10 protein-coding genes and 1 pseudogene are annotated in these 12,327 nt (G+C 59.2%); all 11 read right to left on the bottom strand.

Features of this window, described 5'->3' with window-relative positions; genetic code table 11:
- Nucleotide 1: 1 nt before the first annotated feature.
- Complete coding sequence (locus tag J5276_RS27725) at nucleotides 2–1,153, bottom strand: transporter substrate-binding domain-containing protein (RefSeq protein ID WP_209159976.1); 1,152 nt, start codon at nucleotides 1,151–1,153, stop codon at nucleotides 2–4.
- Between the two features lie 359 nt (nucleotides 1,154–1,512).
- Entirely contained in the window at nucleotides 1,513–2,319 is an 807-nt protein-coding gene (gene eutC, locus J5276_RS27730; protein ID WP_219256734.1) for an ethanolamine ammonia-lyase subunit EutC, read from the bottom strand.
- Between the two features lies 1 nt (nucleotide 2,320).
- Nucleotides 2,321–3,713, bottom strand: a pseudogene (locus J5276_RS27735) (ethanolamine ammonia-lyase subunit EutB).
- A gap of 9 nt (nucleotides 3,714–3,722) precedes the next feature.
- Entirely contained in the window at nucleotides 3,723–4,511 is a 789-nt protein-coding gene (gene hisN / locus J5276_RS27740) for a histidinol-phosphatase (protein ID WP_209160002.1), read from the bottom strand.
- On the bottom strand, nucleotides 4,511–5,446 hold the full coding sequence (locus J5276_RS27745; RefSeq protein ID WP_219256735.1) for a choline/ethanolamine kinase family protein: 936 nt from the start codon (nucleotides 5,444–5,446) through the stop codon (nucleotides 4,511–4,513). The genes hisN and J5276_RS27745 overlap by 1 nt, the downstream gene beginning before the upstream one ends.
- A gap of 47 nt (nucleotides 5,447–5,493) precedes the next feature.
- On the bottom strand, nucleotides 5,494–6,459 hold the full coding sequence (locus J5276_RS27750) for a phosphotransferase (protein WP_229002293.1): 966 nt from the start codon (nucleotides 6,457–6,459) through the stop codon (nucleotides 5,494–5,496).
- Complete coding sequence (locus J5276_RS27755; RefSeq protein ID WP_219256736.1) at nucleotides 6,456–7,745, bottom strand: Zn-dependent hydrolase; 1,290 nt, start codon at nucleotides 7,743–7,745, stop codon at nucleotides 6,456–6,458. Before J5276_RS27755 ends, J5276_RS27750 begins: the two co-directional genes overlap by 4 nt.
- Nucleotides 7,738–8,499 (bottom strand): DeoR/GlpR family DNA-binding transcription regulator, encoded by a 762-nt coding sequence (locus tag J5276_RS27760; RefSeq protein ID WP_219256737.1) that lies wholly within the window; start codon nucleotides 8,497–8,499, stop codon nucleotides 7,738–7,740. The genes J5276_RS27755 and J5276_RS27760 overlap by 8 nt, the downstream gene beginning before the upstream one ends.
- A gap of 58 nt (nucleotides 8,500–8,557) precedes the next feature.
- Nucleotides 8,558–10,393: an ABC transporter ATP-binding protein gene (locus tag J5276_RS27765; protein ID WP_219256738.1), complete on the bottom strand. Its 1,836-nt coding sequence runs from the start codon at nucleotides 10,391–10,393 to the stop codon at nucleotides 8,558–8,560.
- Nucleotides 10,393–11,310 (bottom strand): ABC transporter permease, encoded by a 918-nt coding sequence (locus tag J5276_RS27770; protein WP_219256739.1) that lies wholly within the window; start codon nucleotides 11,308–11,310, stop codon nucleotides 10,393–10,395. The genes J5276_RS27765 and J5276_RS27770 overlap by 1 nt, the downstream gene beginning before the upstream one ends.
- Entirely contained in the window at nucleotides 11,310–12,290 is a 981-nt protein-coding gene (locus tag J5276_RS27775; RefSeq protein ID WP_003516948.1) for an ABC transporter permease, read from the bottom strand. The genes J5276_RS27770 and J5276_RS27775 overlap by 1 nt, the downstream gene beginning before the upstream one ends.
- Nucleotides 12,291–12,327: the final 37 nt, after the last annotated feature.

Raw genomic sequence — 12,327 nt, forward strand, 5'->3', positions numbered from 1 at the left:
CTCAGACCTGAACACGATGTGGGAACGGCTGTGTCAGGTCCGGGCGATATTCTCGCATGAACGGATCTGGCGCCACGCGCAGCGACGGGTCATGGACGATGTTATAGCTGCCTTGCGCATTTACTTTTGCAACCCTTGGCCACAGATGGGTGTGGTTCGTCAGCCGGTCTATCTTCACAGCGCCCTGCGGAGCGTCGTACTCGACCTCGTAAAGGGCTGGAAGAAGCTGCTCCAGCCCATCGCCACCGGCCCGCTGCAAAGCTCCCGCATAGAGATAGACCTGGAAATAGGCCGCTTCGGCCGGCGCCGTCGGCAGCATCTGCTGGCCGTATCGCTGTTGGTAAGCCAAGACGAAGGCACGCGCGCGAGGCGTATCCAGGGAGGCGAAAAAGGGCGCAGCCGTGATATGTCCTTCGGCCACCTCCGGCCGCATGCGGATCACGTCGGCCTCGCTTGTCGATTGACTGGCGATGGGCATCGTCGCCGCATCAAACCCTGCCTCCTTGAACGCCGTGTAGAAGGGAATGATACCGTCGCCGACGATCGTTGAATAGATGACATCCGGTTTCGCCGCTCGAATGTGCCGGATGATTTTGGCGACGTCTTCGGGCTTTAGGTTGAGAGGAACATATATTTCGTCCAGCACCTGACCGCCCAGCTGAAGAAAGAGATCGCTGATCGTCCGGTTGGATTCGTAAGGGTAGACGTAGTTCGAACCCACAAGGAAAACCCGCTTTCCATAATGCTTTGTGAGGAAGTCGACCAGCTGCACGGAGTTTTGGTTGGGTGCGGCCCCGGTGTAGATACAGTGCCGAGAGTATTCAAACCCCTCATACAGTGTCGGATAGAATAGCAGGGCCTCTCGAGCTTCGATGACGGGCAGTACGGCTTTGCGGGTGCTAGACATATGGCAACCGAAAACGACCCGGACCCGATCCTCGTCGCAAAGCTTGACCGCAAGTTCCTTATAGAAATTGGGCGTCGATTTAGGGTCATAGGCGACAGGCTCGATCATCCGGCCGAGGACGCCGCCAGCCGCATTGATTTCGTCAATCGCCAGCAAGGTCGCGAACCTCTGGGTTTTTTCGACGGCTCCGGTCACACCCGTCTCGGAGAACAGCACACCGACCCGCCAGCTTTCTGAATGCATCATCGCCCACCAAAAAATAAAAAAGCTCCCGCCCGTTTCCGGTCGAGAGCTACCCTGCTCATGGAATATTAGCGGCCCGTTGAAGCCTGCAAAATGATGATGTCAGTTTCCTTGTCCGGTGGCAACATGGAGGAGAGCCGAAAACACTCGAAAATGTAAAATCATGAGATCAAAATTCCTCCACGTTTTCGCCTGAGCATCGAGAATACGCACACCCTCCTTGCTCCAGCGAGCGATGTCTAACTTCCCTTCATCAGCCTCTCCGCACTCAACACGACGCAGCCGACTGGACTTTCGACGACAGGCCGCAATCCTTCCAAAGCAGATGCGCCACGTTCCGAGGGTTTCGCACCCCAAAAACTTCAAATTGTCAGTAGGTCTTTAGCTGGAAGCGAATTGTCATGTCTTTCGAGAAACTCCACCATGGCAGCCTTGAGCGCCACGCCACTGACGCGGGTCCTCATCATATCCCTGGTCAGCGTCGCAATGATCTCGGCAGCTTCGCAGACCGGCAGACCACCATCCCTGATATTGGAGACACAATTTCGGCTGGAATCCAGGTTTCCCGACTTGGGACCGTAAGTGATATAAGCACCGAGGCTGTCGGCAGCTGAAAGTCCCGGACGTTCGCCGACAAGCACGATCGTCAGTTTTGCACCTAGTGCCTCACCGGCAGGATCGCCGAGCGCGACGCGCGCCTGGCACGCCAGCACAATTGGTGCAGCCGTCAGGTTCAGGATAGCGAGCTTCGAAACAAGCGCCTCGATCAACGGCACGGCATTGAGATCGATCGCGTGGGACGACAGGCCGTCCGCGACGATAATTGCGACATCATAGCCATTGATCGTTCTCTCATGTTTCAGCCGTTTTTCGGATTCCGCCGCAAGCCGCCGGCCAAGATCCGGCCGCCGCACATAGGTGCTGCGGTCACTTGCCATGCTATCGACATTGACAGCCGGAAGGCCGAGACGATCGAGCCTCTCTGCCAGCGAGGGCCGGTCGACGCTCGTCCAGACCGCTTCGCGTGCCCGCGCGTGGTCCAGAAGGAAGGCAAGTTGAGCGCGTGTCGGAAGACCCGCGCCATGACGGCCGAGCGAAACACGCGCATCGGTCATATCCTTGATAGTGAGGTTTTTTCCGGCAGCAGTGGGTTCTCGCACCTTTTCCATGTCAGGCTCCGATCAATGCGCTGTTGCGGACATAATGGGAAAGCGCGGCAGGCTCGCCGACCAGCGCGCCATCTGGATCGGTCAGGCCGATTTCGAAAAGCCATTTCTCGAACTCTGGTGCGGGTGGCCGCTTCAGCGTCTCGCGGCAATAGACGGCATCGTGATGCGATAGCGACTGGTAGTTCAGCATGATATCGTCGGCGCCGGGAACGGTGATGACGAAATTGACACTGGCTGCGCAGAGGAGCGTCAACAGCGTATCCATATCTTCCTGATCAGCATCGGCATGGTTGGTGTAGCAGACGTCGACGCCCATCGGCAGGCCAAGGAGCTTGCCGCAGAAATGATCCTCGATGCCGGCACGGATGATCTGCTTGCCGTTGAACAAGTATTCCGGCCCGATGAAACCGACGACCGTATTGACGAGCAGTGGATCGAACTCGCGCGCCACGGCATAGGCACGTGCCTCCATCGTCTGCTGGTCGACGCCAAAATGCGCATCGGCCGAAAGCGCCGCGCCCTGCCCAGTCTCGAAATACATGACGTTTGCGCCCGGCCCGCCACGACCCAGCGACCGCCCCGCCTCGTGCGCCTCCTTCAGAAGCGCCAGATCGACGCCGAAGCCGCGATTGGCTTTTTCCGATCCCGCCACCGACTGGAAGACGAGATCGACCGGCGCACCCCGTTCGATTGCCTGGATCGCCGTCGTTACATGGCCAAGGCAACATGTCTGCGTCGGGATCGCAAGCTTTTCCCGCAATTCGTCGAGCAAGGAAACAATGCGGATATAGTCATCTGTCGCATCGGTCGCGGGATTGACGCCAATCACGGCATCTCCCGACCCCATCAGCAGCCCGTCGATGGCAGACGCTATGATGCCGCGGCTGTCATCCGTCGGGTGGTTGGGCTGGTTGCGGGTGGAAAGCCGCCCGGCGAGCCCGATCGTGTTGCGGAATCGCGTCACGACACGTCGCTTGGCAGAAACAGCTATCATGTCCTGCAGGCGCATGGATCTTCGACACGGCCGCGATCATTTCCGGTGTCAGTCCGAAGGTCACCGCCTCCAGCCGCTCGTGCGTCGTCTCGGGCCTGAGCAGCCATTCGCGCAATTCACCGACAGTAAGCGAGGAAACTGCGGAAAAGGCTGCCGGATCGTGCCGTTGCGCGATCAGTCGGGAAACCTCGTCATCCTCCGACGAAATGAGCTCCTCGCCGAGAAATGCTTTCAAGGGGAGATCGGCCAGCGCCATCTGGGCTGCCAAGCGCTCGACCGGGCCTTGCGCCGCAATACCGGCCAGCTGGTCGCCGGAGCGCTCCGGGGTTGCTTTCGCCAGCAGCATTTTCAGGTCATCAAAGCGGAAGACAGTCTGCTCGATTGTCGTAGTATAGGGCATTTGTTCACGTCACCGGTTGAGGAGGGCCAGGGCTTCGTCATGAAGTCTCGGGGTAGCCGACGCCAGAACCCGTCCGTCGGAATGGATCGAAAGCGCATTGCCTCGCCAGTCCGTAATGCATCCGCCGGCACCCGTCACAACGGGCACGAGAGCCATGTAGTCGTAAGGTTGAAGTCCCGTCTCGAGAGCGATGTCGCAATGGCCGGAAGCGATCAGACCATAGATGTAGCAGTCTCCACCGAAACGCCGCAGCCTGGCTTTGCGGGAGAGACGCTCGAAGCTCTCGGCTTCGCTGTCCACGAACATGTCCGGCGAAGTCGTATAAAAACGGGCGCTGGAGAGGTTCTCGCAGCCGCTGGCGTGGGCCGGCTTGCCAGCAAAGAGTGTCTCTCCCGGCCGGCCCTGCCAGCGTTCGCCGGTGGCCGGAATATCGATCAGACCACAGAATGGCTTTTCCTGAAATGTCAGTGAGACAAGCGTACCAAACAGCGGGAAACCGGTGATGAAGCTCTTGGTGCCGTCGATCGGGTCCAGCACCCATGTAAAGGCGTTACCTTCCTTTACGCCGAACTCCTCACCATGGATGCCGTGATCGGGAAAGCGCGCCTCGATCATCTCGCGGAGATGTTTTTCGATCGTCCGGTCGGCGATTGTCACCGGGCTATCGTCGAGTTTTGAGATCACGTCGAGCGGGGTCCGGAAATAGGAGAGCGCCAGCGGACGCGCGGCGTCGGCGAGTTCCGCGGCGAAGGTGATATAGGTCGCAGCTTCTTGCGGGCTGATATCGGTGACGGGCATCAAAGGGCTTTCAAAAACAGGGGCCAACGGGGATCGTGGATGATCGAGCGGGCGCGCATATGCTTCCAGATTCCGTACTTGTAAAAGTCGAAATCGAGGGTCGATATCCGGTTTTGTACCATCGCCCAGGTGCTCCACTTGATGTCGGCGAGTGCCTTGTGGACGATGAAGCGAGCGTGATGCGCCTTGTCGTAACGACCGAAATACTCCTCGATTATCTCGCAGTCGGTCGCCTCGGAATAGAACATCTCGCCACTCCAGATCGCGAGATCGTAGAGCCTCTCATTGTTCGACGCATATTCGAAATCGATCAGCTTAATCGACTTGTCGTCACCGATCAGGAAATTGCCCGGCATCGGGTCGTTGAAACAGGGCACCAGATCGAGCCCGGATGCCTCAAGCGCGGCGCGCGCCTGTCTGTAATTGCGGAAGAGCCAGTCGTGGTCGAGCGGCCAGTGGCCGTCAAGCTGACGCACTTGGTCGAAATGTTCCTCGATCATGTCGAAGACGGTTTTTGTCAGCGGCAGGGCAGGGGCATCGTGAAACTGCCGGTAGACGCGTACCGCTTCGTTGCGGATCGCCGGGTCTGCAAAATCCCTATGTGTCGAGGCGCGGCGACCATCGATGAACTCGGCGATTTCGATGTCGAGGTGATCGAGATAGTCGAATGTCTTCGGGCCGATTCCGATGACTTCTGCCTGCTTGCTGGCGGCAGCGGCGGCCTTGCGATCGATGAACATCTCGGTGCCTCGGCCGGGAATCTTTAGAAAATACCCGCGCTCTTCGCCTTCGACCTCAATGCGGAAATTGGTGTTGCTGATTCCGCCGGAAACCGGACTGTAGCGCAGCCGCCGTCCTTCCCAAGGTGGCACCTGGATGATTGCAGCCTCAACTGCCCGTTCGGCATCGGATCGTGCCATTCCCAGTTCATTCATAGGCTTGTTCCCGTTATTGTTTCTAGCCCGTTGTCGTTATCGTATGCCTAGAGCGCTCTCAGCCTGGCCTCGAAATCCGGCTGGCCGAGCAGCATTCGGCAACGCAGGAACCGCCAGCCGGCATATTTCAGGAATTCGACACCCCGCGGCGGCGAACGAAGCTCCAGTACGAGGCTGCGCAACGCCCAGTAGAGGTCGTCTGCCGCCGCATAGACACGGCAGCGGTTGAAGGTTCTTTCGCTGAAACCTCCATCGTGCATTTCCAGCAAGGGCCTCATCTGGCTTTCGAACTGGTAGAGTTCGTTCATCTGGACGCCGAGCTGATAGTAGGGGTCAATGTCGGCAGCCATGTCGAAGTCCACGAGCTGCATTTTCCCGTCTGGGCCTAGCATGACATTCGAAGCCTGCGGATCACCATGGGCCGGTTTCAGGTCCACGCCGGCCGCTGAAACTGCCTCGCGGATCGGCGTCATCCAGGAGAGCATCCATTCGACATCGCCGGGCAGGCTGGTGTCACCGGCACTCACGATCGCCCAGAGCTGATCGATGCCGTCGAAGACTGACCATGTTCGGCCGGTGGAAACACTCCCTGCGATCGTCGTCTGCATCTCGATCAGGCGGGCAACAGTTTTCGGCTGCATCAGATCGTCGATCCTTGCCGCTCGCCAGCCGTCGCCAAGTCGGGCAAACAGCATGCTGGCCGTTCCGGCATCGTAACCAATCGGCTCAGGCGAAAGACCAAGGCTGTGAAAACGGTGTGCTGCAGCATTTGCGGTCTCAGCATCCACGAGATCGGTTACCTCATCGGCACCGAGACGCAGGAAATAACGTGCCTCCCCGTCTGTCGGCGCGACCACGAAACCGCAGGATTCGACGGCATGATAGGACGGCGATGCGACAGCTGCCGTCCCCGGCGCATAGGAAGGGGTGTCGCCAATCACTGCGGAAAAGACTGAAAGCGCCTTCTCCGCGCGGGCTTCCATCGGTGATTGAGGAGAGCCCGATCTCTTCATTCGGCAGCCTCGCTGAGTTCGACAACTTTCAAACCTTCGCAGGCGATCTTGTAAAGCATGTCCGCCACTATCTGCGTGCCAAGGGCCTGGTCTTCAGGCGAGGTATACTCGGTGGGGTGGTGGATAACGCCGTCACGGCTCTGAACCGCCAGTACCACCGCCGGGCAGACATCGGAGACGGCAACGGCATCATGGCCTCCGATCGTATCGAGGTGACGGGCGCTCTGGCCGAGATGCGCCGCAGCACTTTGCGCAAGCGTCACCAGGCCCGGCGCGAACCTTCCTGCCTTGCGGCGGTCGATAGAGCGGACTTCCGAGGTGACGCCGGCTCTCATCGCCGCTTCCTCGATCCTGATCTTCATCTTGCGTTCCGCCTCCGTCAGGACGTCTGGCGATCCCGAGCGCAGCTCGATGAACAGCACGGCTTCGGCCGGCACGACATTGGGTGAATTGGGGAAGACTTCCAGGCGGCCAACCGACGTATGCAGGTCCAGCCCGTGTTCGGTCGATATCTGCTTGAGATCGGCGATCAGATAGGCAGCAGCAAGCAGCGCATCCTTGCGATCTGCCATCGGGGTTGCGCCGGTATGTGCCTGGCGTCCATGGAAGGCGAGGCGATATTTTGTCGCGCCCCAGAACCGCGTGAAGATACCGAACCGCTCCCCGGCGCGGCTGAGCGTCGTGTCACCTTCTATATGCAGCTCGATCAATGCGTCGGGAATTTCCACCTTTTCCTTGCCAGCATAACCGATCTCGTCCAGCGACTGGCGCACCGTAATGCCGTCACCGTCGGCCCGTTCCAGCGCCCATTCCAGGTCAATGGCGCCGGTAAACACGCTGCTGCCGAGCAGGCTCGGCTGGAAACGGGCGCCTTCCTCGTTGGTCCAGTTGACGATCTGGAAGTTGCAGGCGGACAACCTGCCTTCCGCCTTGAGACGTTCGCTGACGGATAAAACCGCCTCGCAGGCGGCGACGACGCCAAGCGCTCCGTCGAAACGACCGCCGTTCGGCTGGCTGTCGATATGGGAACCGACCATGATGACGGGCGCATTTGCGCCCGCCAAGGTCATCTTGCCGAACTGGTTGCCGATCGCGTCTACGGCCTGCTCGAAGCCGTTTTCGGCAAACCAGTGCCCCAGCCAGTCGCGTGCCATTCCGTCTTCCCTGGAAAGCGTCAGGCGGGTCATCGAGCCATCGGGGCCGCCGCCAAAAGTGGAGAGGGTCTCCATCAGCATCTGGAGCCGCGCGGCATTGATCGGGGCAGGGGAGGAGGAGACATCAGGCATGTATGATTTCCACTTTGGATTGATTGAATTGATCTTCAAATTCCCGCGCGATGACGCCGCTGGTCACCACCGCGTCGATTTCGCTGAGGCCGAATGTGTGGATGGAGCCGAGGCGACCAAACTTGGAACTGTCGGCAACAATGATCGAACGTTTTGCCTGGGCCTTGGCGACGCGGCGCAGGATCGCCTCGTCCTCGCCGAAATCCATGAACCCGCGTTCGGCGTGAATGGCGCTGATGGCGATAATCGCGAGATCGAAGAAATGCTCCTTCAGCGCGGCCACGGTCTCATGGCCGTAGGTCGCCTGATAATCCGGGCGCATGCGACCGCCAAGAACCCGCACACTTGCCTGCGGCAGATTGAAGAAGTGGGCTGCGACCGCCAGCGAATTGCTGACAACAGTCAAGTCCTTGCGCGTCTCGATATGTTTCAGGCAGGCAATCGTTGTAGTGCCGGTATCGATGAACACCTTCATGCCGTCCTCGACCAGCGACGCTGCGGCCTCGCCGATCTTGGCTTTCTCGCGTGAGCTGACGCGCAGTCGGTCGGTAAACGGCTGATCGCTTTCCTGCTGGTCAAGGACCGCGCCGCCATAGACGCGGCGGGCATAACCGCGCATCTCAAGTTCCTTAAGGTCGCGCCGGATGGACTCCTGGCTGACCTGCAGATAATCGGCAAGCTCCCTCACATTGACGCGCTGGGTTTGCTTCAGCATGTCGAGGATAAGCTTGAGGCGATGTTCGGTGAAACTCATGAATGCACCCTGGATTCTAGTGATCGTCGCGGCCCCGTCTGTGGCGCCGCAACCATGGTCAGGCTAAAGCCATTTGACGGGTTGCGTCATCGAGAGCCAATGGCTGGATGAGATGACAGGCGGCGAAATCCTGGCTGCCACGCGCGGTAAGCGCAGGCTGCAGGCTGCCGCATCTCTCCATCGCACGCGGACAGCGCGACTTGAAGCTGCAACCTGGAGGAATATCGATCGGGCTTGGCGGTTCACCTTCCAGAAGGCAGTCTTCCGCCTTGTAGCGGCGTTCTTCAAGTGTCGGCATCGCGCTGAGCAACGCCATTGTGTACGGATGTCCGGGATCGAAGAACAACCGCTCGTTATCAGCCAGTTCGAAGACCTCGCCGAGATACATCACCGCCACCCGGTTGCAGACCTTGCGGACCATCGCAAGGTCGTGGGAGATGAAGATGTAAGTGAGGTCGTATTCCTTCTGCAGCTTCTGGAAAAGATCGAGAAGCTTGAACTGTTCTGTCTGGTCCAGGGCAGAAAGCGTTTCGTCCATGATCAGGATTTCAGGCTCCAGAACCAGCGCACGGGCAACGTTGATGCGCTGGCGCTGGCCGGCACTCAGGCCGATCGGCAATTCCTCGTAGAGATCGGCGGAGAGGCCGACTTCGCCCATGACCTTGAGCACCCGCTCACGAATTTTGGCACTGTCCTTCCATCCGTGCGTGCGAAGCGGGCCCTCCAGCATCTTCCCGACCGATGTGCGTGGCGGCAGGGAGCCGAACGGATCCTGCAGTACCATTTGCAGCTTCTTGCGGAAGGTCAGAAGGTCTTTGCCACCGAGCATGGCGATATCGTCGGCACCGCACAGAACCTGGCCGGAGCTCGGCAGTTCCAGCCTGCTCAGAAGCCGCATCAGCGTCGACTTGCCACAACCGGATTCACCGACGATCGCGAAACTGTCGCCGCGCCGGACATCGAATGTGACGTTGCGAACCGCACGCACATGGTTGAAGCCACCGAAGCCGGTCTTCTTCTTTACCCTGTAGACCTGTGAGGCATCGCGCAGGCTCAAGACAACGTCGCGTTTGTCGTTGAGACGCGGCATCTCGGTCTTTTCGATCCAGATCTTCGGCGTCTGTTCGACAAGCTCCTTCGTATAGGCATATGCAGGGGCGGCGATCAGCCTTTCGGTTTCCTGTTCCTCGACGATGCGACCTTTCTCCATCACCAAAATCCGGTTGCAGGCTTCGCGGGCAACGGGAAGGGAGGAGGAGACGAACAGCACAGCGGTATTGAAACCATCTGTCAGTTCCTTCATCAGACGGATGACCTGGGCTGCGACGGTAACGTCGAGCGGCTGGGTGACGTTATCTGCAATCAGCAGCGCCGGGTTCGTTACCAACGCATCAACGATCAGTGCGCGCTGCATCATGCCGCCGGAAAACTGCGAAGGGTAGTCGCTGAAACGGCTGCGGGCCGAGGGAATGCGGACGGCCTCCAGAAGCTCGATCGTGCGCTTTTCCGCCTCTTTCCGCGAGGTTCCTGGAACGACCGCACGCAGCTTCTCGACGATCTGGACGCCGACCGGCAGTGTCGGATCGAGTGCACCCATCGGATTGGCGCCGACATAGGCGACCCGGCGGCGCAGGGTACGCATCTCGTTCTCGGAGATGCCGTAAATATCCTTGCCTTCGAAGTGGACGCTGCCGGAACGCACGGAAAGCGGCGGTTCCAGCCAGTTGACGACTGCCTTGGACAGCACCGTCTTGCCGGCTCCGCTGGCCCCGACCACACCGACGATCTCTCGCGGCGCGAGGCTGAAGGAGATATTGTCCAGAATAATCTTCGCCTTGTCCGAGCGACCGGCATTAACGGTGAGGTTTTGCAGCTCAAGAAGCGGCTTGATCATCACTCGGACCCTCCGTGAATGGTGTTGCGGGCCCGTTCCAGCGAAGCGCCTATGAGATTGATGCTGGTTAAAGTGAGGCCTAGGAAAATGCCGGGCATGGTTGCGATCCACCAGGCGTTTAGAAGATACTTTCGGCCATCGGCAATGATATTGCCGAAGGTCGGCGTCGGCGGCTGGACACCCAGGCCGAGGAAGCCGAGTGTCGATTCAAAGATCATCATGCGCGCCACATCAAGCACCGAGGTGAAGATCACCGGCGGCAGGAGCAGCGGCAGAAGCAGGCTGACGATAATGCGGAAATCGGTCGAGCCCCCAAGTTTGGCAGCGCGCACATATTCCCGCTGCCTTTCCGTCATCACAATGCTGCGCATGATGCGCGCATAGACCGGCCAGCTTGAGAGACCAAGCACCAGGACGATGGCCGGAATTGTCGGGCGCGACACGCCAAGAACGGCGATCGCCAGAATGATCATCGGGATAGACAGCTGCGCATCGGTCAGACGCATGATCAGCATGTCGATACGACCGCCGAAGTAACCGGCGATCGTGCCGAGGGCACAGCCGATGACGAGTGTCACTGCAACCGATGCAATCCCGATCAGGAAGGAGTAACGCAGGCCGACAAGCGACCTCACCAGCATGTCGCGGCCAATCTGATCGGTGCCAAGCGGGTGGCCCCAGCTCCAGTTGTCGCCGAAGAAAAGTGGCGGCAGAAGGCGGGCCTTCACATCCATCTTGGTCGGGTCGACGCCACTGATTTCCGGATAAAGTGCGGCGGCAATCGCAAGCAGCAGGAAGATCGCAAGGCCAATGCGAAAACCGGGCGTCGATGCGGCGCGATCGAATATGCGGCGCGCAATCGAGCGGCTTGCCATTTTCGAAGTGATCGGGGTGTCGAGTGCGGATGTGATGGACATCAGTATTCAAGCCTCGGATCGATGGTTGTTGCGACGAGATCGACGACAATGTTGATCAGTACAAAGATGGCGCTCGTGACGATCGCGATACCCTGGATCAACGGAAAGTCGCGCTGCAGCACGGCATTGATGGTCAGAAGGCCGAGCCCGGGATAATCGAAGATATATTCGACGATGATGACCCCGCCGAGCAGGCTGGAGAATTGCACACCGAGCAGGTTGAGAAGCGGCACCGAGGCGTTGCGCAGGGCATGGTTGGAGATGATCCGCGAACGGCTCAGGCCACGTACGCGTCCGACTGCCACATAGGGCTCCATCATCTGGCTGGATACGGAACTGACCAGCGTGCGGATCAGCACCGGAGACAATTCGACCGCCAGCACGATTGCCGGCAGGATTGTGTAGGCAAAGCCCTGATAGCCAATGGCAGGAAGCCATCCGAGCTTCACCGAGAAAAGCAATGCCAGAACGATGCCGAGCCAGAAATTTGGCAGCGAGATGAATATCGATGAAATGTAGAAGGCAAGCTTGTCTGGCCATCTGCCGATCGAAAGCCCGCCCGCAATGCCGATGATTGCCGAGAAGATCAGTGCAATCACCAGCGTCACGGCCGCCAGTTGAAGCGTCATTGGAAGTGCATCGAAAATCAGGTCGAAGACCTTTGCTCGTTCGCCGCGAGTTGAGTCGTTGAATGTCGCGCCACCGGTCGAGGCGCCGTTTGCCGGGCGCACGAAGGACTGGCCAAGATCGCCACGAACCACACCGCCCATGTAGCGACCGAATTGCACCAGTATGGGATCGCGAAGGCCCATGTCGGTTGCGATCTTTTCGATCAGTGCTTCGGGCGCCATGCCGCCCGCCATGAGGCGTACCGGGTCACCCGGCACCACCCGCAAGAGGGTAAAGATCAGCAAGGACACAAGGAATATGATGATGGCGCCCTGCATGAGGCGTCGCATCAGGAAGTTCACGGCAAACATTCAGTCACTCCGCTCGAGAAGTCACGGGCATGTCCAC

The organism is Agrobacterium sp. S7/73 (assembly GCF_019355535.1).
GTDB lineage: Bacteria > Pseudomonadota > Alphaproteobacteria > Rhizobiales > Rhizobiaceae > Agrobacterium > Agrobacterium tumefaciens.

Excerpts from the sequence above, each read along its gene's own strand:
- J5276_RS27725 (WP_209159976.1), bottom strand. The coding sequence starts at position 1,153 with ATGATGCATTCAGAAAGCTGGCGGGTCGGTGTGCTGTTCTCCGAGACG.
- eutC (WP_219256734.1), bottom strand. The coding sequence starts at position 2,319 with ATGGAAAAGGTGCGAGAACCCACTGCTGCCGGAAAAAACCTCACTATC.
- hisN (WP_209160002.1), bottom strand. The coding sequence starts at position 4,511 with ATGCCCGTCACCGATATCAGCCCGCAAGAAGCTGCGACCTATATCACC.
- J5276_RS27745 (WP_219256735.1), bottom strand. The coding sequence starts at position 5,446 with ATGAATGAACTGGGAATGGCACGATCCGATGCCGAACGGGCAGTTGAG.
- J5276_RS27750 (WP_229002293.1), bottom strand. The coding sequence starts at position 6,459 with ATGAAGAGATCGGGCTCTCCTCAATCACCGATGGAAGCCCGCGCGGAG.
- J5276_RS27755 (WP_219256736.1), bottom strand. The coding sequence starts at position 7,745 with ATGCCTGATGTCTCCTCCTCCCCTGCCCCGATCAATGCCGCGCGGCTC.
- J5276_RS27760 (WP_219256737.1), bottom strand. The coding sequence starts at position 8,499 with ATGAGTTTCACCGAACATCGCCTCAAGCTTATCCTCGACATGCTGAAG.
- J5276_RS27765 (WP_219256738.1), bottom strand. The coding sequence starts at position 10,393 with ATGATCAAGCCGCTTCTTGAGCTGCAAAACCTCACCGTTAATGCCGGT.
- J5276_RS27770 (WP_219256739.1), bottom strand. The coding sequence starts at position 11,310 with ATGTCCATCACATCCGCACTCGACACCCCGATCACTTCGAAAATGGCA.
- J5276_RS27775 (WP_003516948.1), bottom strand. The coding sequence starts at position 12,290 with ATGTTTGCCGTGAACTTCCTGATGCGACGCCTCATGCAGGGCGCCATC.